The organism is Streptomyces sp. NPDC050636, assembly GCF_040654775.1.
GTDB lineage: Bacteria > Actinomycetota > Actinomycetes > Streptomycetales > Streptomycetaceae > Streptomyces.
The window spans coordinates 21,172-43,850 of record NZ_JBFAIP010000056.1 but is presented as its reverse complement, the minus strand read 5'-3'; the positions used below and the strand labels follow the sequence as shown (position 1 = coordinate 43,850).

The window sequence follows — 22,679 nt, the reverse complement described above, 5'->3', positions numbered from 1 at the left end:
GTCATGGCCGGGCCCGCGGCGTCTGGCACGGCACCTCGCGGCGTTGCCGAAACGTCCCAATAGCTCCGCTATCGGGCCGCTCCGGCGCCTTGCGAGGCACCGCACCAGACGCCGCGACCTTTCCGACCCTGACCCACCGGACAGGCCCTAGCACCGACCACCACCCGGCCGTCCGGACCCCGCACAAGGAGCTTCAACCGTGACCGACTACGACGCCGCAGACCCGGCACCGCCGGAGCTGACGTACGCCCCGGGCGAGGCGGCGGGCCGGGGCGCGCCGACCGAGGAGACACCGCGCTGGGGCGCTCCGGCGGACGAGACGCCGGGCGCCGTGGGTCCCGCCCCGGTCACTCCCGCCGACGCCGCCGACGCCGCACGGCTGGTCTCCTTCGGGTTGCAGCCCAAGCTGATGCCCGCCCGCGACGCCGAATACGCCGAGCTGCTGCGCCGCTATCGGGACGATCCCGCCTTCGCCCGGCTCGCCGACGCCGTCGCCACCGGGCTCGGCCTGATCGTGCTGGAGGTCTCCACCCGCGCCGGGATGGCCGTCACCGCCGCCGAGGACTCCGTCTTCGCGGTCCGGATGGGCGACTACGCCCGCCGGGCCTCCGCCGACTCCGCCGACCGCTTCCTGCACGGCCTGGCGCATCTCGCCGTCGCCGCACTGGCCTTCCCGCGCCCCGAAGACCTCGCCGACGACGGCTACATCGGCCGGATCACCGTCAACGGCGTCGATGCCTTCGTCCGGCAGGCCTGCCGCCGCCTGGAGGAGCGCGCCGAGCAGGCGGGCGAGAACACCGACCCGACCACCGATGCCCCCGGCCTGGAATCCGCCTGGCGGGTCTACGCCCGGCGCAGCGCGACCGGCGCCACCAAGGACGCCCGACGGCTGGCCGGTTCGACCACCGGCATCATCGCCAAGGCCGTCACCTTCCTCGTGGACTCCGGCTTCCTCCAGCGCACCGGCGACGACGCCGGCGGCGCCTACCGCACCACGGCCCGCTACCAGCTCCAGGTCCGCGACATGGCCGGCAGCGCCGCCATGGCCGAGCTGCTGGATCTGGGCGTGGTCCCGGTCGCCGATGGCAGCGCCTCGCTGCTGCCCGGCGAGGACACCGACGACCTCGACCTGGTCTCCGACGCGGGTCTGCCCTTCCACTCCGGCTGACCAGCTCGGACGACCACCACCCGCCCTGCCCGCCCGCCCTCACCAGCCGCCACGACAACGAGAGTCCGCCATGTACGAGCTGTCCCGGGTCCGTCTCTACTCCATCGGGCCCGCCGGTGCGCGCTATGCCGACACCGTGCTGGACCTGCGCGGAGTCGGCGCGCCCGTGCCCCAACCGGCCCCGGCCCAGGCGGACTTCTTCGAGGACGAACCGGTCGGTCCGCCGCGCCGGCCGGCCCCCGCGGGCGTCCTCTTCCTGGAGAACGGCGGCGGCAAGTCCGTCCTGCTGAAGCTGATCTTCTCGGTGATGCTGCCGGGTCACCGCAACACCCTCGGCGGCGCCAGCTCCGGCGTGCTGCGCAAGTTCCTGCTCGCCGACGACTGCGGGCACGTCGCCCTGGAGTGGCAGCACGTCCTCACCGGCGAGAGCGTCGTCGTCGGCAAGGTCAGCGAATGGCGGGGGCGGCAGGTCTCCAACGACCCGAGGAAGTTCGCCGAGGCCTGGTACAGCTTCCGGCCGGGGCCCGGGATGAGCCTGGACTCGCTGCCCGTCGCCGAGGCGACCATCGTCCGGCCCCGCCACGAGCACGGCGAGGGAGCCTCCGGCGCGCAGGGCCGCCGCCGCACGATGAAGGGCTTCCGCGACGTCCTCACCGAGGCCGGGAAGAACTACCCGAATCTCGACGTCGTCTGGGAAGAGATCCACGAGCGCTGGAACGAACACCTCGGCGTCCTCGGCCTGGACCCGGAGCTCTTCCGCTACCAGCGTGAGATGAACGCCGACGAGGGCGAGGCCGCCGGCCTGTTCGCGGTCAAGAACGACTCCGACTTCACCGACCTGCTGCTGCGCGCCGTCACCGACACCCGCGACACCGACGGCCTCGCCGACCTGGTGCACGGCTTCGCCCACAAGCTCGGCCGACGCGCCGAGCTCACCGCCGAGCGGGACTTCACCGCCGGCTCCCTGGACCTGCTCTCGCGCATCGCCGAGGCCGCCGAGCACCGCGAACAGGCCCGTGAGGTGCACGCCGGCGCCGAGCGCCGCACCCGCGGTCTCGCCCAGCGGCTGCACGCCCGCGGCACCGAGGAGCGCGGCCGGGCCGCCGAGCTGGCCGAACAGGTCGCCGCCGCGGCGCACCGCGTCACCGACGCCGAGCGCACCCGCGAGCGCCGCTCCCTGGTCTCCGCCGAAATCGCCTACCGGCACGCCTCGCTGGCGCTGGCCGCCGCCGAGAAGGGCGCCGCCGCCCAGCGCCGCGAGCTGAACGATGCCCGTACGCTGTACAGCGCCTGGCAGGCCGCTGAGATCGCGCTGCGCCACCGCGCCGCGGCCGACCGCTCCGCGCGGGTCGCCGCCGCCATCCGCGAGGCCGAGCGGGACGCCGCCCCGGCACTCGCCGCCCGTGCCACCGCCGCCGCCGACCTCGTACGGGCGCTGCACGCGGCTGCCGAGGCGGGGGAGGGGATCGCCAACGAAGGCGAGGAGCGTTCCGCGGCCCTCCAGGAGGCCGGCGAATCGGCGCACCGCGACGCGACCGCCGCCGCCACCCACGCCCAGCGCGCCCGCAGCGAGGCCGACCACCTCAAGCAGCGTCTCGCCGAAGTCGCCCAGGAGACCACCGAAGCAGTCCAGGCCGGCTGGCTGGACGACACCGCTCCGGATGCCGACCCGGCCCGTGCCGCGCTCGCCGCCTCCGACGCCGAGAAGAGCGCCGTAGCGGCCTGGGATTCGGCCCGCGAGGCCGCCCGGCAGTCCACCGACCGCGCCCGGGAGGCCACCGCGCGGCACTCCGCCGCGGAGCTGGCCGCCGCCCGCGCCGAGGACGCGGCCCAGGCCGCGGAGCGCGCATACGACGCCGAGCGCCGCGCCGCCGAATCCATCGGCGCCGAGCAGCGGCTGGCCGACCTCCTCGGACTCCCGCAGTCCGAGGCGAAGTCCATGGGGCTGCCCGGCCCCCGGACACCGTCCTCCGGTGCGGTCACCGGCGCCCCGCGCCGCCCCGCCGCAGGCCCGCTCACCGCCGAAGAGCTGGACCGCAACGCGGATGCGCTGCGGGAGCTGCTGGAGGAGGGCGTCGCCGCCGCCGAGCGGCAGCTGTTCGATCTGCGGACGGCCGCGGCCGACGACGCGCGGATCCTCGGTGCGCTGGGCGACGGCGGGCTGCTGCCCCCGGGCCCCGATGTGCTGGCCGCCGTGGAGTACCTGGGTGAGCACGGCGTCCCCGCGCTGCCCGGCTGGCGCTATCTCGCCCAGTCCGTCGACCCCGCCGACCACGCCCGGGTGCTGGCCGCCCGCCCCGAGCTCGTCGACGGCGTGATCATCACGGACCCCGACACCCACGCGCGGGCCCGTGAAGTCCTCGCCCAGGCCGCGCTGCTGCCGCGTTCCGCAGTCGCCGTCGGCACGGCCGCAGCGCTGCTCGCGCCCACGCCCGCCCCCGACGAGCGGGACACGGGCGTCTACAGCGTTTTCCTCGTAACGCCGAACCCGGCGATGCACGACGAATCGGCAGCGGACGAGGAGCGGCAGACGCTGCGCGCCCGCGCCATCGAGCGCGATGAGGAGATCCGCGCGCTGGCCGCCCGGCTCTCCGGTGACCGCGCCCTGGCCGCCCGGCTCACATCGTGGCGCGCCGGCTGCCCGGCCGGCCGGTTTACCGAACTGGCCGCCGATGCAGAGTCCGCCCGTACGGCCGCGGACGAGGCGGCGGACGGGCTGGCCGAGGCCCGTACGGTCCGCGCCGAGGCCGACGAGGTCGCGGCGGAGGCCACCCGGGTGCGCGACGAGCGCCAGGAGGCCGCGCAGCGCGCCCGCCGTGTCGCGGACGTCCTCGCGGGGCTCGCCCACCGGCTGCGCGAGCGCGCCGGGTGGCAGTCACGACTGCGTGAACTCGCCGACGAGGCAGCCGAGTTCGAGGCCCGCGCCGAGGAATGCGTGGACCGCGCGCGGGCCGCCGACGAGGACCGCAGGGCCGCCCAGCGCGCCGCCGACGACGCCCGCCGCACCGCCCGCGCGCTGCGCGCCGAGCGCGCCGAGATCGCCGGAGTACCGGATGACCCCGACGAGGCCGCCGAGGCCCCGGAACGGGCCGGCAGCTCCCTGCCCGCGCTGCGCGAGGCCTACCGCGCCGCCTCCCAGCTCTACGAGAAGGTCGGCGTCGGCGCCGACCTGCGGGCCGAACAAGCCCGCGCCGAGGGCGACGAGAGCGCCGCCCTGGCCGAGTTGAACCGCCTCACCAACAAGGTCCGCACCCGCGCCGAGCAGCTCCTGGAGAGCCCGGACGCCGCCGACGGCCCGTCCCGGCAGGCCGCCGCCGCCCGCGCCGAATCGCTCGTCCAGATGCTGGAGACCCGGGCGTCCGCCGCCAGCGAGCAGCTCGGCCGGCTGCGCGGCGAGGCCGAGCGGCTGGCCCCGACCGACGGCGACGCACACACCGAGCTGCCCGACGGTATGGTCCCCGCGGACGCCGACCGCGCCAAGGAGCTCCTGCGCACCGCGAACGCCGAACTGGCCACCGCCACCGAGGCGTTGGACGGCGCCCGCGCGCAGCACGACGAGCTGCTGCGCGCCCACCGCGCCGCCGAGGACGCGGCCGGCGGCTTCGACGAGACCGCGGCCCTGCTGCGCGATCTGCTCCGCGACCACCACGATCCCGCGCAGCACGGTGGCGCGACGGCGGGCGAGCAGCCCGAGCCGTACGCGGGGCGGCTGGAGGAGGCCCGGCAGGCCGCCGCCGAATCCCGCCGCTCGCTGCGCGGTTGCGCCACCGACCTCTCCGCCGCCGAGGCCGCGGTCCGTGAGGCCAGTGACGTCCTCGTACGGCACGCCAACTCCACCCGCTACGAACAGGTCCGCACCCCGGCCCGGCAGCAGATCCGCGAACTGCCCGCCGCCGCGCTGCCGGACCACGCCGTCAAGTGGGCGGACGCCTTCGCGCCCCGGCTGCGGGTGCTCACCGACGAGCTGGCGCAGCTGGAGCGCAACCGCGACAGCATCGTCGACCGGCTCCGCGGCCTCGTGGAGTCCTCGCTGACCACGCTGCGCTCGGCCCAGCGACTGTCCCGGCTGCCCGAGGGCCTGGGAGAGTGGTCGGGCCAGGAGTTCCTGCGCATCCGCTTCGAGGACCCGGACCAGGCCACGCTCACCGAGCGCCTCGGCGAGGTCATCGACGAGGCGACCCGCTCCGCCGTCAAGAAGAACAGCGATCTGCGGCGGGACGGTATGTCCCTGCTGCTGCGCGGGGTCGGGGCCGCGCTCCAGCCGCGCGGCGTGGCCGTCGAGATCCTCAAGCCGGACGCGGTGCTGCGCGCCGAGCGGGTGCCCGTCGGGCAGATGGGCGATGTGTTCTCCGGCGGCCAGCTGCTGACCGCCGCGATCGCCCTGTACTGCACGATGGCGGCGCTCCGCAGCAACGACCGCGGCCGCGACAAGCAGCGGCACGCCGGCACCCTGTTCCTCGACAACCCCATCGGCCGCGCCAACGCCACCTATCTGCTGGAGCTCCAGCGCGCCGTCGCCGACGCGCTGGGCGTCCAGCTGCTCTACACCACCGGCCTGTTCGACACCACCGCGCTCGCCGAGTTCCCGCTGGTCATCCGGCTGCGCAATGACGCGGACCTGCGGGCGGGGCTGAAGTACATCAGCGTCGAGGAGCATCTGCGGCCGGGCCTGCCGCAGCAGGATCCGGCCGCGGAGCCGGTGCACGGCCAGATCACGGCGACGCGTATGTACCGCCGTCCGGAAGAGCCGCCGCAGCCGCCGGTTCAGCAGCCGGCGGAGCCGGACGGGACTCCGGGTACGGCTCCTGATGAGGCTCCGCCGGGTGGAGACGCCCGCTGACCCACTGGTGGAACTCGCCGATGTGGTGCTCGCTGGGGACGAGCACCCCGCCGGCGCGGTAGGCCCGGGAGCCCATCGCGGGCTGGGTGCGCTCGCAGGCCGCGAAGTCCTGCGCGTTGACCCGGTGGAACAGCTCCACGGAGCGGGAGAGGTCCGCGCCGGAGGCGACGACGTCGGGTGCGTACAGCCAGTCGCATTCGACGACGGTGCGGTCCGCGGCCATCGGGAACATCCGGTGCACGATGACATGGTCGGGCACGAGGTTGACGAAGACCTGCGGGCGGACCGTGATGGCGTAGTAGCGGCGGTCCTGCTCCTCGGCGATGCCCGCGAACGGCGTGAAGCCGCCGCCGCCGTCGATGGTGAACCCCTCGGCCTCCGCCGCGAACTCCGCGCCGTGCCCCACGAAGTACTGTGCGGCGAACCCGTCCGCGAACTCCGGGAGCACCTCGGTCAGTTCCGGGTGGATGGTCGCGCAGTGGTAGCACTCCATGAAGTTCTCGACGATCAGCTTCCAGTTGGCGGCCACGTCGTAGCGGATCCGCCGGCCGAGCGCGAGCCCGTCGACCGCGTAGCGCTCCACGGCCGCCGGTTCGCCCAGCCGCTCGGTGACCGCGGCGATCACCGTCTCCTCGAAGGACGGCGGCTCATCGGCCAGGCACACCCACACATAGCCCAGCCACTCCCGCAGCCGCACCGGCAGCAGACCGCGTTCGCCGCGGTCCACATCCGGCATCCGCTGGAGATTGGGCGCGGCCACCAGCCGCCCGTCCAGGTCGTATGTCCAGGCGTGGTACGGGCATTGGAGGTTGCGCCGCACCTCGCCGGACTCCTCGGTACACAGCCGGGCGCCGCGGTGCCGGCACACGTTCAGGAAAGCCCCGAAGCCGCCCCGGCGATTGCGGGTGATCAGCACGCTCTCCCGGCCGACCTGGACCGTACGGTAGGCGCCCGGCCGTTCCAGATCGGCGGCGCGGACGGCGCAGAACCACAGCGACTCGAAGATCCGCTCCTGCTCCCGGGCGAACACTCCGGCGTCGGTGTACATCCGCCCCGCCAGGGTGGCGAGCAGGCTGGGGGATACGGGGGCGAGGGTCATCGGGCACCTCCGTGCGCGGGCGCGGCGGTCAGCCGGCCGGGGTCGAACAGCTCGATGGGATGCCCGGTCCCGCCGGCCAGCGCCAGATCGGCGAGGATCTCGCCGACCACCGGCACGAACTTGAAGCCATGGCCGGAGAAACCGCAGGCGACGGTGACGGCGTCGGGGTGGGCGGGATGCCGGGTGATGACGAAATGCTCGTCAGGGGTGTTGCTGTACATACAGGTGGCGGCCTTCAGGAAGCGTCCCGGCAGGCCGGGCAGCAGCCGCCCCACCTGGTCGGCCATGGCCCACACCTCGTCGTCGTGGACGGTCCGCTCGATGGTCTCCGGGGTGCAGACGGTGCCCTTGCGGAAGAACGCCACCTTCGTGCCGCCGTCCGGCCCGTCGATCGCCGGGAAGCCGTAGATCTGGACGCCCGCCGCGTCCTCCCAGATGTAGACGGGGTGCCCGTCGGGGCTGTATCGGGCGGTGCCGCCGTCGGGGGCGAACCAGTACATGACCTGCCGCTCGATGATGAACGGCACACCGAGATCGGCCAGCAGCTGAGGCGCCCAGGCACCGGGGCAGACCACCAACTGGCCCGCCGTATAGGTGTCTTCGGGGGTGTGCACGCGCACCCCGCGGCCACCGGGCAGCGCCTCCCAGCGGGTCACCGGCTCCTGGAAGTGCAGGTCGGCGCCGCCGCGGGTGGCGAGCTGGAGCTGCGCGGCGACGGTGTTCTCGGGGCGGACGAGCCCGGCCCGCGCCTCGTACAGCGCGACCTCGTCCGCGGCCGGGGTCATGGTCGGGAAGCGGCGCCGGATCTCCTTGGCGTCCAGCATCTCGTGCGGCAGGTCCCAGGTCCGTGCGGAGAGCAGCGAGCCGGCGACGGTACGGCTCTCCGGCCGCCCGAGCATCACCCCGCCGCACAGCGTCGCCACCCGACGGCCGGTGTCCCGCTCCAGCCGGTCGTACAGCTCGTAGGAGCGCAGCAGGAGCGGGACATACGCGGGATCCTCGAAATAGGACTGCCGGGTGATGCGGGAGCCGCCGTGGCTGGAGCCGCGCTGATGCACCGGGCCGAATTTCTCCAGTCCCAGCACGCGGGCGCCGCGCGCGGCCAGATGGTGGACGGCGGCGCTGCCCATGCCGCCGAGTCCGAGCACGATCACGTCATAAGAGGGGGACATGCTGGCCTTCCTAGGGACAGCGCCTAGCGGCGGATGCGGTCCATGGACGGGTCGAAGAGCGGTTCGGCGCGGACCGTCGCCGGGACCTTCTCGCCGAAGTACTCCAGATGTACGGCGGTGCCGGGGGTGGCCGCGGCGGCCGGCAGCCAGGCGTAGGCGATCGCCCGCCCGATGGAGTAGCCGTACGCCGCGCTGGTGACATAGCCGGCCGGTACGCCGTCCAGGTACACCGGTTCACTGCCCAGCACGACCGCGGCCGGGTCGTCCAGCGTCAGACACACCAGGCGCCGCCGCGCACCGTCCTGCGACAGTCCCTCCAGGGCCGCGCGCCCCACGAAATCGCCCTTGTCCCGCTTCACGGCCCAACCGAGCCCGGCTTCATAGGGGTTGTGCTCGGTGGTCATGTCCTGGCCCCAGGCGCGATAGCCCTTCTCCAGGCGGAGGCTGTTGAAGGCGCCGCGGCCGGCCGCGAGCACCCCGAGGCGCTGCCCGGCCTGCCACAGCGTGTCCCAGAGGCGCAGCCCCAGATCGGCGCCGGTGTAGAGCTCCCAGCCCAGCTCACCGACGTAACTCAACCGCATCGCCGTCACCGGCACCTCGCCGATGTACGCCTCCTTCGCCTTGAAGTAGCCGAAGCCGCGGTGCGAGAAGTCCGCCCCGGTGAGCGGCTGGACCAGATCGCGGGCGAGCGGGCCCCACACGCCGATGCAGCAGGTGCCGGACGTGATGTCGCGGACCGCGACTCCCTCGGGCGCATGATCGGTCAGCCACTCCAGGTCCGCGGGGCTGTTGACGCCGATCTGGAAGCGGTCCGCGCCGAGCCGGGCCACGGTCAGATCGCTGCGCACCCCGCCCGCCGCGTCCAGCAGCAGCGTGTACGTCACCGCACCGGGCTTCTTCGCCAGCTGGTTGGTGGTCATCCGCTGGAGGAACTCCAGCGAGCCGGGCCCGGTGACCTCCAGCCGGCGCAGCGGCGTCATGTCGTAGAGCGCGACCCGCTCCCGGGTGGCGCGCGCCTCCGCCGCCACGACCGGCGACCAGTGCCGCGCCGACCAGGCGTCCCGCTCTGGGAGTTCCAGGCCCCGTGCCAGCTCGGCGTTGGCCTCGAACCAGTGCGGGCGTTCCCAGCCGCCGCCCTCCAGGAAGTACCCGCCGAGCTCCTGCTGCCGGGCGTACCAGGGACTGACCCGCAGCGGCCGCGGCCGGCCCGCCGGTTGCAGCGGGTGGATGACGTCGTAGACCTCGGTGAACTGCTGCTTGCCGCGCTCGCGGACATACGCGGGGGAGCGCTGGGCGCCCTCGAAGCGGGACACTTCGCAGCCGTGCAGGTCGATGCCGGGCCTGCCGTCCGTCATCCACTCGGCGACCGCCTTCGCGGCGCCCGCGGAGTGGGTGACCCAGACCGCTTCGGCCAGCCAGAATCCGCGCAGCTCACGGGACTCGCCGAGCAGCGGCATCCCGTCCGGGGTGAAGGAGAAGACCCCGTTGAAGCCGTCCGCGACGCGGCTGCCGGCCAGGGCGGGCAGCAGCCAGGCGGCGTCCTCCCAGCTGGGTGCGAAATCGTCGGGGGTGAAGGGCAGGGAGGACGGCATGACGGGGGCGTCGTCGTAGCCGGGGACCGTGTACGGGTCCACGGGCAGCGGACGGTGGGCGTAGGAGCCGACGCCCATCTGCACACGTCCGGAGCTCTCGTCCAGGTGCTCGCGGAAATACAGATCACGGTCCTGGAAGCGCAGGATCGGGCGCCGGCCGTCCAGCCCCGGGACCGCCGTGGTCGTCGCGTATTGATGCGCCAGCGGCAGCAGCGGTACCTCGACGCCGCCGCCCGCAATCGCGCCGATCACCGGTCCCCAGAAGCCGGCGGCGGAGACGACGAGATCGGCGGGGAAGGTGCCCCGGTCGGTGACCACGCCGGTCACCCGGCCGTTCGCGCGCTCGATGCCGGTCACGGTGTGCCGGTCCAGGAAGCGGGCGCCGCGTGCGGTGGCCCGCGCGGCCTGGACGCGGGAGGCCGGTAGCGCGCGGGCCAGTCCGTCGCCGGGCGTATGGAAGCCGCCGAGCACCTTCGACGCGTCCAGCAGCGGCCACAGTTCGGCGCACCGCCGCGCGGAGACCAGCTCGCCCTCGATGCCCCAGGACGCCGCCAGACCGGCCTTACGGTGCAGATCGGCCCAGCGTTCCGGGCTGGTCGCGACCTCCAGCCCGCCCACCGCGTCGAAGCATGGCCGGCCGTTCTCCGTCAGCCCGGAGAACTTCTCCACGGTGTACGCGGCGAGTTCGGTCATCGTCCGGCAGGTGTTGGTGCGGAAGACCAGGCCGGGGGCGTGTGAGGTGGAGCCGCCGGGGGCGTGCAGCGGGCCCTGCTCCAGCACGGTGACGTCGCGCCGGCCGCGCGCGGTCAGTTCGTCGGCCAGCGAGCAGCCGACGATGCCGGCGCCGATGATGACGATGCGGGGCGCGCCCGTGCGGGCGGTCACAGGGCCACCACCGAACGCAGGACCTCGCCGCGCTGCATCTTCGCGAAGGCCGGTTCGATGTCCTGCAGGCCGATGGTCTCGCTGACGAAGCGGTCCAGGTTCAGCTTGCCGCTCAGATACAGGTCGATCAGGACGGGGAAGTCGCGGCTGGGCAGGCAGTCGCCGTACCAGGACGACTTCAGGGCGCCGCCGCGGGCGAACAGATCGATCAGCGGCAGCTCGATCGTCATCTCCGGGCCGGGGACGCCGACTTGGACGAGCGTGCCGGCCAGATCGCGCATATAGAACCCCTGCCGGTAGGTCTCGGGGCGGCCCACCGCGTCGATCACCACATCGGCGCCGTGCCCGGCGGTGAGCGCGCGGACCGCCTCGATGGGGTCCGTACCACGGGAGTTGACCGTGTCGGTGGCCCCGAACCGCTCGGCGGCGTCCAGCTTGCCGTCGTCGATGTCGACGGCGATGACCCGGCGCGCGCCGGCCCGGGAGGCGCCGGCGATGGCGGCGTTGCCGACCCCGCCGCAGCCGATGACGGCGACGGTGTCGCCGCTGCCCACGGCCCCGGTGTGCACGGCCGCGCCGTATCCGGCCATCACCCCGCAGCCGATCAGCCCCGCCGCCTCCGGGCGCGCAGACGGGTCGACCTTCACCGCCTGCCCGGCGGCGACCAGGGTCTTCTCGGCGAACGCGCCGATGCCCAGGGCCGCGGTCAGCGGGGTGCCGTCCAGCAGGGTCATCGGCCGGCCGGCGTTGCGGGAGTCGAAGCAGTACCAGGGGCGGCCGCGGTGGCAGGAGCGGCACTGGCCGCAGGGCGCCCGCCAGGCGAGCACCACATAGTCGCCGGGGGCCAGGTCCGTGACACCGGGGCCGACGGCCTCGATGACACCGGCCGCCTCATGGCCGAGCAGATAGGGGAATTCCTCACCGATCGCGCCGTCGCGGTAGTGCAGATCGGTGTGGCACACCCCGCACGCCTGGACGGTCACGAGCACGTCGCCCGGACCGGGATCGGGTACGAGGATCGGCAGCACCTCGACGGGCGCGCCCTTCTTGACGGCGACGACGGCGCGGGCTTCGTGCGGCATGTCTCACTCCTAAACAGCGCCTGCCATGAGGGCAGGGGCGGGTGCGCGTGGAGTTGGCACGGATGCCTGTGAGGGGGGTTGTGGTGGTGCGTTGCGCGGAGAGCGGGGGATGGTGCGGGCGGAGCTCCGCCCACACCCCCTGCTGTTGCCCATGGCGCGCTGTGTTGCGCCATGAGAGACATGCTGGAAGTCCGCCAGGGATCCGTCAAGAGGTGATTTTTCGCTGCCGGGTCCGCGGGCGTGCCCGGGTGTTCAGGCTCGGGGCCTGTCGGGTGGATCAGGGCGGAAGGCCCTTAAGGCCTGTCCGATGGGTCAGGGGCGGAAGGCCCTAACCCGCGTACCCCATACGGCGGGAGAGCTCGGCGGCGGCCTTCGCGGACCGTTCCGCGAGTTCAGGGAGCAGCGACCGCTCCATGCGGTAGGCGGGCCCGGAGACGCCGATCGCCCCGATGACCGCGCCGTCGTGCGCCCGGACCGGCGCCGCCACCGCGTTCAGCCCGATCTCCAACTCCTCGGTGGTGCAGGCGAATCCGTCCTCGAAGGCGGCCGTCAGCTGGGTGCGCAGCGTGGCCGGTGTGGTCACGGTGTTCTCGGTGAACCGCGCCAGCTTGCGGGTCACCAGGGCCTCCCGGCGCTCACGGGGCAGATGCGCCAGCAGCACCTTGCCGCTGGCGGTGGCGTGCAGCGGGGTGCGGCGGCCGAGCCAGTTGTACGCGGTGACCGCGGCGGCGCCTCTGGCCTGCATGATGTTGACCGCCGCATCGCCGTCCAGCACCGCGATGTTGGCGGTCTCCCCGGTGTCGTCGGCGAGCGCCCGGCACACCGGCTGACCCTCCTGCGAGATGTCCAGCCGGATCGCCGCGGCGCCGGCCAGCCGCAGCACCCCGGCGCCCAGGAAGTACTTCCCGCGCTCCTTCTCCTGCTCCACCAGCCCGCGGTGCTCCAGCACACCCAAGATCCGGAACGCGGTCGATTTATGGACTCCCAGCTCCTCGGAAATCTCCGTCACCCCGGCCTCGCCCATCCGGGCCAGGATCTCCAGAACGCTCACCGCGCGGTCCACGGACTGGACGGATCCCGCCCCGCCGCGTCGCTCCTCGGACCGGTCGTCGGCCGTCTCGCTCGTGTTCGACATGGGTCTTTGCGTCACCACCCGGTGGCCCCTTCGGGCACGTAAGAGGGCATGTCTCCGGGAAGCCCTTGACGGCCCGCTCCCCGGCTTGGATTCTGTTGCGCATCGCGCTCTGCGATGCGTTATTCAAAACGCCATGATACCGATCAGCGCGAGGGGGGCCAGATGATTCCCGTCTGCCGCATCGAGGATCTGCCCGAGGGCGAGTCCGTACGGATCGAGATCGACGACGCCACACCGGCCATCGCCGTGTTCCACGCCGAGGGCGGTTTCTACGCCGTCGACGACACCTGCAGCCACCAGGACGCCTCGCTCTCCGAGGGCTGGGTCGAGGGCTGCTTCGTGGAATGCCCGCTGCATGCGGCCCTGTTCGACCTGCGCACCGGCGCACCGACCTGCCTGCCCGCCCGCCGGCCCGTGCGGACGCATGAGGTCAGTGTGCTGGACGGGATGATCCATGTCCGGCCCGCCGTCCGGGAAGAGGCCGTGGCATGAGGACCGTCACCATCGTCGGAGCGTCCCTGGCCGGCCTGTACGCGGCCAGGGCCCTCCGGTCACAGGGCTTCGACGGCCGCCTGGTCGTCATCGGTGCCGAACGCCACCGCCCGTATGACCGGCCGCCGTTGTCCAAGGACTTCCTGGCCCGGGAGCCGGGCGAACCCGCCGCCGAAGCGGGCGCCCTGGCGCTCTCCGACGCCGAGGAGGAGGCGGAACTGGCCGCCGAATGGCTGCTGGGCACCCCCGCCGTGGGCCTCGATGCGGCCGGCCGCGCGGTGCTGCTCGCCGACGGCCGCCGGATCGTCACCGACGGCGTGGTGATCGCCACCGGAGCGGTGCCCCGCACTCTGCCGGGGCCGCCGCTCAACGGCGTCCAAACCCTGCGCACCCTGGACGACGCGCTGGCGCTGCGCGCCGAACTGCACGCCGGCGCGCGGCAGGTGGTGGTGATCGGCGGCGGATTCATCGGCGCCGAGGTCGCCTCGACGTGCGCCGGACTCGGGGCCGACGTCACGATCGTGGAAGCGGTCCCGCTGCCGCTGGTTCCCCAACTCGGCCTGGAAATGGCAGAGTTCTGCGCGCGTCTGCATGCCGACCACCGGGTACGCCTGCTCTGCGGCACCGGCGTAAAGGCGCTGCGGGCGGACGCCGGCGAACCCCGGGTCACCGGCGTCGAACTCGCGGACGGCCGGCTGCTGGCCGCCGACGCGGTGATCGTCGGCATCGGAGTCCGCCCTGCCACCGACTGGCTGGCGCCCTCACCCGTCGCCCTGCGCGACGGCGTGCGCTGCGACGAGGGCGGGGTGAGCACCCTGCCGCAGGTCGTCGCCGCCGGAGACGTCGCACGCTACGGCGAACTGCGCGCCGAGCACTGGACCAGCGCCACCGAACAGCCCGCCGTCGCCGTCCGCAACCTGCTGGCCGGCACCACCGTCGCCCGGCACACCGACCCGCCCTACTTCTGGTCCGACCAGTACGGCAGCAGAATCCAACTGGCCGGCCACCGCGGCCCGAAGGACACCGTACGCATCATCGAGGGCGGCCCCGAGGAGGGCAGCCTGCTCGCCGTCTATGAACGCGACGGCGAGCTCACCGCGGCCTTCGCCGTCAACCGCCCCCGGCCGTTCATGCGGCTGCGCCGTCGACTCTCTGCGGGCCGTCCTGCGGCTCCCGCTGTTCCTGCCGACGGTCCCGCCGGCGCTCCCGCCGCCGTTCGCGGCGCAACTCCCTAGCCGTACTGCTCGGTTGCGACTGCACGCCGTGGCGCTGCACCCACACCTGCCGGGTCACCCATACGTCCAGCACCGCCCAGGTCGCGACCACGGTGCTGGCGACGGTGCTGATCACGGCGGGGAACGCCAGCCAGGAACTCGCCAGCGTGCTCAGAAAGGCGACCATGGCCTGCACCAGCGTGAGCGCCACGATGATGACGGCGCGCACCGCGGCCGTACGCACCGGATCGGCCATCCGGCGCCGGGTCGCCGGCTCCACTTCCCACAAGGCACGCCTGCCGGTGTCCATGAACGCGTCACACTCCCCGCACTCTCCCGCGTGTCCGACTCCTGGGCTGATGCCCGGATTTCGCCGGATACACTCCCGGGGTGCCGAACCCCGTCCACCCTCATGGTCACGCACCGGCCCGGCGCGGAGTTCCCCGGGGCCGCGTAAAACCGGCCACCTGGCTACCCACTCCGCCCGATAACCCCGTCCTATCCCCGGCCGCCATACCGGGCGGGTTGTCCGGGAATCGGCGGACAACCTATGACGATCCCGTCTCGAACGTCATCCTCAACGCCCCGGTAGGCCTTCGGGTTGGTACCCCGACAGTAGTAGGCTCTCGCCGTTTGTTGACGGAACACCACCCCCGAGCGCCGGGGTTGACGTAGGGGAGGCCATGCGCTTTCGCGGGAAGTCGATCCGTCGGAAGATCGTGGCGCTGCTGCTCGTGCCGCTGGTGTCCCTGACGGCCATGTGGGCGTTCGCGACGTATGTCACCGGACGTGAGGCCAACCAGCTGCTCGATGTCGGCAACGTCGTACGGAAACTGGGCTCTCCGGTCGAGGAGGTCACCCGGACCCTCCAGGGCGAGCGTCGCCAGAGCCTGCTGTATCTCGCCGACCGGCGCGGCGCCAACGCGCTCACCGAACTGCGCCAGCGGACCCGCGCCACCGACGACGCCGTCGACCGGCTGCGCGTCACCACCGCGGACCCCACGGTGCGCGAGGACCTCAACGGCGGCGCCGGCGTCCGGATGGACGGCATCCTCAGCGGGCTCGACGGGCTCGCCTCCCTGCGCGCACAGGTCGAGGACAACACCGTCACCGCCGCCGAGGCCATGGAGGCGTACAACGCCCTGGTCGACCCCAACTTCGACTTCCTCCTCGCCCTCAACGCCCTGGACGACGCGAAGATGGACCGGCAGGGCCGCGCGCTGGTCGTCGTCGCGCGCGCCCGTGAATCCTTCGCGCGCGAGGACGCCCTGATGTCCGCGGCGCTCGCCTCCGGCAGCATGAGCAAGCGCGATCTGCGCGCCATCTCCGACCGGGTCGCCGAGCGCCGGATCCGCTACAGCGGCGGCCTCACCACACTGCCCGCCAAGGACCGCGGTCTCTACGACGATTACTGGCGCACCGCCAAGGCACGCGAAGTGATCTCCTACGAGGACCGGGCGATCGCCGCGGGCCCGCAGGCCGCACCCCATGTGCTCAACGCCGAACGCTGGAACGTGGTCGCGGAGAAGGTGCTCGGCGACCTGAAGGAGATGGGCGACGACGCCGGCGCCCGCTACCGCACGCGCGTGGAACCGGTCGCCCTGGCCGTCGTGCTCAAGGCCGGTATCGCCGGAGTGCTCGGCTTCATCGCCCTGCTGGTCTCCGTCATCGTCTCCTTCCGCATCGGCCGCCGGCACATCAAGGACCTGACCCGGCTGCGCAAGGGCGCGCATGAGGTCTCCGGCGTCCGGCTGCCCAGCGTCATGCGCCGGCTGGCGGCCGGCGAACAGGTCGATGTGGAGACCGAGGCGCCCCGGCTGGAATTCGGCCAGGACGAGATGGGCCAGGTCGGCCAGGCGCTCAACACCCTCCAGCGGGCCGCCGTCGAGGCCGCCGTCAAACAGGCGGACATGCGCCGCGGCGTTTCCGAGGTGTTCGTCAACCTCGCCCGCCGCAGCCAGGTCCTGCTGCACCGGCAGCTGACCCTCCTGGACGCCATGGAGCGCCGCACCGAGGACACCGACGAACTCGCCGACCTGTTCCGGCTCGACCACATGACCACCCGTATGCGCCGGCACGCGGAGGGCCTGGTCATTCTCTCCGGCGCGGCCCCCTCCCGGCAGTGGCGCAAACCGATCCAGCTGATGGACGTGGTACGCGCGGCCGTCGCCGAGGTGGAGGACTACGAGCGGATCGAGGTGCGCCGGCTGCCCCGCCTGGCGGTGGACGGCCCGGCCGTCTCCGACCTCACCCATCTGATCGCCGAACTCCTGGAGAACGCCACCGTCTTCTCGCCGCCGCACACCGCCGTCCAGGTGCTCGGCGAGCGGGTCGCCAACGGCTTCACCCTGGAGATCCACGACCGCGGCCTGGGCATGGCCGCCGATGTGCTGCTCGACGCCAACCTCCGGCTCGCCGAGACCGCCGAGTTCGAGCTGTCCGACACCGACCGGCTCGGTCTGTTCGTGGTCAGCCGGCTCGCCCAGCGGCAGGGCGTCCGGGTCTCCCTCCAGACCTCCCCGTACGGCGGCACCACAGCCGTGGTCTTCATCCCCGGCACGATTCTGACCGAGACCTCCGACGGCGGCCGGGACGATCCCGAGCTGACGGCCGGAGATCCCCGGGACGGAAGGGCCGGCCAGGTCGGCAACGAACTGGAGCACGCCGCCGGCAAGTTGGCCGCGCTCTCCCAGGTGCCGGTGCCGCTCCCGGAGCGCGAGAACCGCACCCCCGGCATCTTCGACGGACCAATCGAACTGGAAGCGCCGCTGGGCCCGGACGAGTTGCGCTCCCTCGACGAAGAGGAGCGGCTGTTCGGTGGCAGGGGCGGCAGGGAACGCGGCCGCGGCCGCCGGGGCCCGTCCGCGCCGACCGGCCCGGTCCCCTCGCCGCCCGGCCCGCGCAGTATCGCGCCGGTGCCGCCCGTCCCGGACGGCGAGCAGCACCACCAGACCCGGGACCAGGCCCCGGCCGGCGGACTCGCCCCGCTGCCGCGCCGCCCCCGCCCGCCGGTCCTGGTCTCCGACCACGGCCGGACGGTCGAGGACGGTGACGCCGACGGGGAGGCGGACACCGAGCGCCCCGGTCCCGAGCGCGGCGACGCCGGCCCCGGGCCCACAACGCCGAGGGGCTTGCCCCGCCGGGTACGGCAGGCCAGCCTGGCACCGCAGCTCAAGCCCGACCCCACCCGGCAGGCCGAGCCGGAGAGCCCGGCCGTGGAGCCCGAGGACGGCCGGGACGCCGACGCGGTCCGCGCCCGGATGGCCTCGCTCCAGCGCGGCTGGCAGCGCGGCCGCCGCGACACCGACGGGTCCGAGGACATGGCAGGCGACACCACGACGGGCCGGGACGGAGCGGCCGAGGACACCTCGTCCGACGGCACCACGGATGACGCCCACCGCTGGAACGACACCCGCGGCACAGCCGCGAGCGACGGCGACGGCACCACAGCACCAGGAACGACATCGGGAGGGGACGGTCCATGACCGCACCGAAGGCAGCAGCTTCCACCGCAGCGTCCGTCGCAGGGCACTCGCCGAAGGGATCCGGCGAGCTGAGCTGGCTCCTCGATGAGCTGGTCGAGCGGGTCGGCAGCATCCGCAAGGCACTTGTGCTCTCCAGCGACGGGCTGGCCACCGGCGCCTCGAAGGACCTCAGCCGTGAGGACGGCGAGCATCTGGCCGCGGTGGCCTCCGGCTTCCACAGCCTGGCCAAGGGCGTCGGCCGGCACTTCGACGCGGGCCGGGTCCGGCAGACCATGGTCGAGCTGGACGATGCGTTCCTGTTCGTCAGCGCGGCCGGCGACGGCAGCTGCCTGGCCGTACTGGCCGACGCCGACTCCGATGTCGGGCTGATCGCCTACGAGATGACGCTGCTGGTCAAGCGCGTGGGTACGCATCTGGGCACCGCGCCCAGGTCCGGGCTGCCCACCTGAGCGCGATGGCGGCGACGGCATGAACGAGCATCAAGGCGACCGGGCGGTGCCGGAGCGGGGGGCGGCCCGCTGGTACGACGACGATGCGGGCCCTGTCGTCCGCCCGTACGCCATGACGCGGGGGCGTACCCGTACGCCCGCCGAAGGGCGCCTGGACCTGATCGCACAGGTGATCGCCGAGAGCCGCGCGGACGAGTCCGTCGCCGACCAGACGCTGTCGCCCGAGCATGTGGACATCGTGGCGCTGTGCCGCGAGGCACCGCTGTCGGTCGCCGAGCTCGCCGCCGAACTCGATCTGCCGGTCGGGGTCGTCCGGGTGCTCCTCGGCGATCTGCTGGACGAGGGCCTGGTGCAGGTCAGCCGTCCCGTGCCGCCGGCCGAACTGCCGGACGAGAAGGTGCTGCGCGAGGTGATCGACGCCCTGCGCGCCTTATGACCCGCGAGCCGCCGCGTATGACCGTGCCGCCCGCCCGGATCTCCGGACGGGCGGCACCGTCATACGGGTCGCTCAAGAAGCTGCGCTTCAGGGCGGATGAGGATGCGGATCGGATTGCCCTCGTGGGTCTCCAGCCGACATCCGGTGGCGACCATCCCCGCGAACTGCTCGATGTGCGCCTTGCGTTGACATCCTCGCCGCGTGAATAGGGCGATTTCCTCCCTGGCGGCCGCGGGTGCGGTGCGCCTTGAGTCGGGTTCCTGGTTCCTCCCCACCTGAGTGGGGTTTGTGCACTGTGCCGGGACAAGTCCTGGTCTCACCGGTGCTCCGCAGGCGTTTACCCGCACCGTTGCCAGCGCGGGGCCCCATGCCCTGGGGTGGATGGTGATTGCCAGGCTGTGTTCGTCCTGGCGTTTCTGGGCTGCCGGAAAGTCCCTTTGCCCAGCACGCCAACGATCGTACTGCGGCGAGCGTCGGCGCTGTGCCGTTTCGGCCAAGATGTGCTTCACCGTCGGGTTTCAGCCCGGCGTACTGCGCAGTTAGCCGGTAGCTGAGGCCGCCAGAGACAGTGTGCCGGGCACGCATGAAGGACGCCTGAGGACCGAGGTCGAACTCCCGACGCTCTCCGCGGGCCGTACGGCGGCGGTGTCCACGACCGCCGCGTACGGCGTGGAGACGGCGTCGGCCAGCACCGCGGCCTGCTCCAGCGGGATGCCGTCGGGCACCCGGACCAGTGAGGTCACCGGCACCAGCACGTACTCGGCCCAGGCGCCGTCGAAGTCGAACGCCATGATCTCGATGCGCTCGCAGTCATCGGCCGCGGCGCCGGAGATACAGGCGGGACAGTCGCCGCAGGCCCGCCCGGCGTGCAGTACGACGCGGTCGCCCCGCTGCCATCCGGCGGTCGGCGCCCCGAGCTCCTCGATCACTCCGGCGGCTTCGTGACCGGGCGTGATGGCGGGCAGCGTGGTGGTGAAGACGCCGCCGATCAGGCTCAGGTCGGAGTGGCAGATGCCGCAGGCGGCGACCTTGACCAGCGCCTGGCCGGGGCGAGGGCGGGGGACCGGCACGTCCTGGAGGGTGAGCTTGCCGGTGGCGGAGGTGAAACGCGCGGCGCGCATGGTTCTCATGGGGTCTCCCCGCTTATTGAGCGATGCTTAATACCGTTGTACGGTTCTGTTGAGCAGCTGTCAACAAGAGGAGACGCCGTCATGGCCACGGATACGACAACGACCCCGGACGCGGCGACGAGCACCATCGAGCGCCTGGAGATCCAGATCGGCCCGCACACCTACGACGCCCTGGCGTCCGGACCGGCCGACGGGGACTTCGTGCTGCTGCTGCACGGCTGGCCCGAGTTCGCCGACTCCTGGAGCGCCGTCCTCCCCGCCCTGGGCGCGGCCGGCTACCGCGCGCTCGCCGTCGACCAGCGCGGCTACTCCCCGCGCGCCCGCCCGCCGAGGATCGCCGACTACGCCGTGCCCGAACTCGTCGCCGACGCCCTCGCCTTCGCCGACTCCCAGGGCGCCGGCCGCTTCCACCTCGTCTCGCACGACTGGGGCGGCATGGTCGCCTGGGCGCTGGCCGGCGCTCACCCCGAGCGGCTGAAGTCCCTGACCGTGCTGGCCACTCCGCACCCGGAGGCGCTCAACCGCGCCGCCGCCGGCGACCCCGACCAGCACCACCGGCTGGACTACGTCCGCTTCTTCCGCCGCGAGAGCGGCCTGGCGGAGGCCGCCCTGCTCGCCGATGACGCGGCACGGCTGCGCGCGGCGTACGGCGGCAGGGTCCCCGGCGAACTGGTGGCCGCGAACGTCCGCCGGCTCACCGAGCCGGGCGCGCTGACCGCCACCCTGAACTGGTACCGGGCCCCCGAGTCGGTCATCTCCGTGCCCGCCGGCCGGATCACCGTTCCCACCCTGTTCCTGTGGGGCAGCGAGGACACCGCCCTGGGCCGCGGCGCGGCCCAGGCGACGGCGGAGTGGGCGGACGGCCCCTATCGCTTCGAGGCCCTGGAGGGCGCCAGCCACTGGCTGCCCGAAGAGGTCCCCGAGGTGGTCACGCCCAAGATCCTCGGCCACCTCGGCCAGTACGCCTGACGTCGTGCCGGGCCGGAGCACACCGAGATCGTTCCGGCCCGCGCGGCCGTACACTGCGGGCATGCCCGGCAAGCGCGTCACCCGACTCACCCCCGACCAGCGCAGGGAGCAGCTGGTCGGCATCGGTCTGGAGATGCTCGCCGACCGCACCCTGGACGAGCTGTCCACCGACGAGGTCGCCCGCCGGGCCGGTATCTCCCGCGGCCTGCTCTTCCACTACTTCGACTCCAAACGCGACTTCTACCGCGCCGTGGTCCGCGCCGAGTGCGACCGCTTCACCGTCGCCACAGAACCGGACCCCACGCTGGAACCGGTCGCGTGGATGCGGGCGTTCATCGCGGGCTTCGTCGCGTACGTCATGGAGCACCGTCAGGTGTATCTCGCGCTGGTGCGGGGGGCGGCGGGCAGCCACCCCGCGGTGACCGACATCGTCGGCGAGACCCGCGAGACGATCGCCCGCCGGGTACGCGACGGCCAGCGGCGGCTGGGCATGCCGGACGCCCCGCGGCTGGAACTGGCCTCCCGCGCCTGGATGGCGTTCGCGGAGGAAGCCGTCACCAACTGGCCGATGGACGAAGCCGGCGCCCGCGACGAACTGTGCGCTTTCGTGGAATCCAGCTTTGTCAGCCTGCTCGGGCTGCTCGACCGGCCCACGGTCCTGGACGGGAAAGCCCCGCGCTGATCCGCCGCCACACCGCCCCGACACACGAGCTGCCCCGGCCCTTTTGAGAGGGTTGGCGGCCTCTGTCGGTCACCCGCGTACAACGATTCCGCGCCACTGGTGAGTACCCCGCCGAGCGCGTTGTAGCGTGCCTCGTCAGCTGTCGACCATTCGCTGAATCTCAGGGAGCAAGCGTGAGCTGCACCTGCATACACGGCAATTCAGGAGAAGAATCCCATGGTCTTCGGGCGTTCTGAGCGCCACGGCCGGTCCGCCGCCGTCGACCCGATGTCGCTCAAGATCCTGGTCGCGGGCGGTTTCGGCGTGGGCAAGACCACGCTGGTGGGCGCGGTCAGCGAGATCAAGCCGCTGCGCACCGAGGAGCAACTGACCGAAGCCGGCCGGCCGGTCGACAGCCTCGCCGGGGTGGAGACCAAGTCCACCACCACGGTCGCGATGGACTTCGGCCGGATCACGCTCAACGACGCGCTGGTTCTCTATCTCTTCGGCACACCAGGGCAGAACCGCTTCTGGTTCCTGTGGGACGAGCTGGCGCGCGGCGCCCTTGGCGCGGTGGTGCTCGCCGACACCCGGCGGCTGGCGGACAGTTTCGCCGCGATCGACTACTTCGAGCAGCGCGAACTGCCCTTCACGGTCGCCGTCAACTGCTTCGACGGCGCCGACGTGTACCCGCCGGAGGCCGTCCGGGAAGCCCTCGACCTGGACCCCGCGGTCCCCGTGATGGTGTGTGACGCGCGGGTCAAGGACTCCGCCCGGGACGTGCTGATCGCCGTCGTCGAGCACGCGATGCGCTTCGGCGCCCGGCGGCGCGAGCCCGCGCTGCCCTGACGCGGCGCGGAAGTACGGCCC

General features: G+C 73.0%; 16 protein-coding genes and 1 pseudogene. 10 read left to right on the top strand and 7 right to left on the bottom strand.

Going from position 1 to position 22,679, the window contains the following annotated elements; translation table 11 throughout:
- Positions 1-331: 331 nt before the first annotated feature.
- Positions 332-1,168, top strand: a complete 837-nt coding sequence (locus AB0I10_RS29020) for a hypothetical protein (protein WP_363155609.1) — start codon at positions 332-334, stop codon at positions 1,166-1,168.
- Positions 1,169-1,238: 70 nt separating this feature from the next.
- A complete protein-coding gene (locus AB0I10_RS29015; protein WP_363155606.1) occupies positions 1,239-6,008 on the top strand; it encodes a hypothetical protein in 4,770 nt (1,589 codons plus the stop codon).
- Here AB0I10_RS29015 and AB0I10_RS29010 read toward each other — a convergent pair.
- From AB0I10_RS29010 to AB0I10_RS28990, 5 genes and pseudogenes are all read right to left on the bottom strand, one after another.
- Positions 5,995-7,107 (bottom strand): annotated as a pseudogene (locus tag AB0I10_RS29010) (aromatic ring-hydroxylating dioxygenase subunit alpha); the annotation flags it as partial. The gene AB0I10_RS29015 and the pseudogene AB0I10_RS29010 overlap by 14 nt on opposite strands.
- Positions 7,104-8,279, bottom strand: a complete 1,176-nt coding sequence (gene solA, locus AB0I10_RS29005) for an N-methyl-L-tryptophan oxidase (RefSeq protein WP_363155605.1) — start codon at positions 8,277-8,279, stop codon at positions 7,104-7,106. The gene solA and the pseudogene AB0I10_RS29010, both read right to left, overlap by 4 nt.
- A 23-nt stretch (positions 8,280-8,302) precedes the next feature.
- Entirely contained in the window at positions 8,303-10,756 is a 2,454-nt protein-coding gene (locus tag AB0I10_RS29000; protein WP_363155604.1) for an FAD-dependent oxidoreductase, read from the bottom strand.
- Positions 10,753-11,838, bottom strand: coding sequence for an S-(hydroxymethyl)mycothiol dehydrogenase (locus tag AB0I10_RS28995; RefSeq protein WP_363155603.1), 1,086 nt, complete (start codon positions 11,836-11,838; stop codon positions 10,753-10,755). The genes AB0I10_RS29000 and AB0I10_RS28995 overlap by 4 nt, the downstream gene beginning before the upstream one ends.
- Positions 11,839-12,166: 328 nt before the next feature.
- On the bottom strand, positions 12,167-12,973 hold the full coding sequence (locus tag AB0I10_RS28990; protein ID WP_363155602.1) for an IclR family transcriptional regulator: 807 nt from the start codon (positions 12,971-12,973) through the stop codon (positions 12,167-12,169).
- A gap of 162 nt (positions 12,974-13,135) precedes the next feature.
- Between AB0I10_RS28990 and AB0I10_RS28985 the strand changes: the two genes are divergently transcribed.
- Entirely contained in the window at positions 13,136-13,465 is a 330-nt protein-coding gene (locus AB0I10_RS28985) for a bifunctional 3-phenylpropionate/cinnamic acid dioxygenase ferredoxin subunit (RefSeq protein ID WP_084770046.1), read from the top strand.
- Complete coding sequence (locus tag AB0I10_RS28980; protein ID WP_363155601.1) at positions 13,462-14,700, top strand: FAD-dependent oxidoreductase; 1,239 nt, start codon at positions 13,462-13,464, stop codon at positions 14,698-14,700. Before AB0I10_RS28985 ends, AB0I10_RS28980 begins: the two co-directional genes overlap by 4 nt.
- Here AB0I10_RS28980 and AB0I10_RS28975 read toward each other — a convergent pair.
- Positions 14,594-14,989, bottom strand: a complete 396-nt coding sequence (locus tag AB0I10_RS28975; protein ID WP_363155600.1) for a hypothetical protein — start codon at positions 14,987-14,989, stop codon at positions 14,594-14,596. The two genes, AB0I10_RS28980 and AB0I10_RS28975, sit on opposite strands and share 107 nt — an antisense overlap.
- A 373-nt stretch (positions 14,990-15,362) precedes the next feature.
- Here AB0I10_RS28975 and AB0I10_RS28970 point away from each other — a divergent pair, with 373 nt between their 5' ends.
- The 3 genes from AB0I10_RS28970 to AB0I10_RS28960 are packed head-to-tail and all read left to right on the top strand — an operon-like array spanning position 15,363 to position 19,049.
- Entirely contained in the window at positions 15,363-18,164 is a 2,802-nt protein-coding gene (locus tag AB0I10_RS28970) for a nitrate- and nitrite sensing domain-containing protein (RefSeq protein WP_363155599.1), read from the top strand.
- A complete protein-coding gene (locus tag AB0I10_RS28965) occupies positions 18,161-18,613 on the top strand; it encodes a roadblock/LC7 domain-containing protein (RefSeq protein ID WP_363155598.1) in 453 nt (150 codons plus the stop codon). Before AB0I10_RS28970 ends, AB0I10_RS28965 begins: the two co-directional genes overlap by 4 nt.
- A gap of 19 nt (positions 18,614-18,632) precedes the next feature.
- Positions 18,633-19,049: a DUF742 domain-containing protein gene (locus AB0I10_RS28960; RefSeq protein ID WP_363155597.1), complete on the top strand. Its 417-nt coding sequence runs from the start codon at positions 18,633-18,635 to the stop codon at positions 19,047-19,049.
- Positions 19,050-19,588: 539 nt separating this feature from the next.
- Here AB0I10_RS28960 and AB0I10_RS28955 read toward each other — a convergent pair.
- Positions 19,589-20,179, bottom strand: a complete 591-nt coding sequence (locus AB0I10_RS28955; RefSeq protein ID WP_363155596.1) for an alcohol dehydrogenase catalytic domain-containing protein — start codon at positions 20,177-20,179, stop codon at positions 19,589-19,591.
- Positions 20,180-20,260: 81 nt separating this feature from the next.
- Here AB0I10_RS28955 and AB0I10_RS28950 point away from each other — a divergent pair, with 81 nt between their 5' ends.
- The 3 genes from AB0I10_RS28950 to AB0I10_RS28940 all read left to right on the top strand — a co-directional run bounded on the left by AB0I10_RS28950 (position 20,261) and on the right by AB0I10_RS28940 (position 22,658).
- A complete protein-coding gene (locus AB0I10_RS28950; protein WP_363155595.1) occupies positions 20,261-21,148 on the top strand; it encodes an alpha/beta hydrolase in 888 nt (295 codons plus the stop codon).
- A 61-nt stretch (positions 21,149-21,209) separates the two neighbouring features.
- Positions 21,210-21,830 (top strand): TetR/AcrR family transcriptional regulator, encoded by a 621-nt coding sequence (locus tag AB0I10_RS28945; protein ID WP_363155594.1) that lies wholly within the window; start codon positions 21,210-21,212, stop codon positions 21,828-21,830.
- A 216-nt stretch (positions 21,831-22,046) separates the two neighbouring features.
- A complete protein-coding gene (locus tag AB0I10_RS28940) occupies positions 22,047-22,658 on the top strand; it encodes an ATP/GTP-binding protein (protein ID WP_363155592.1) in 612 nt (203 codons plus the stop codon).
- The last annotated feature ends 21 nt before the right edge of the window (positions 22,659-22,679 follow it).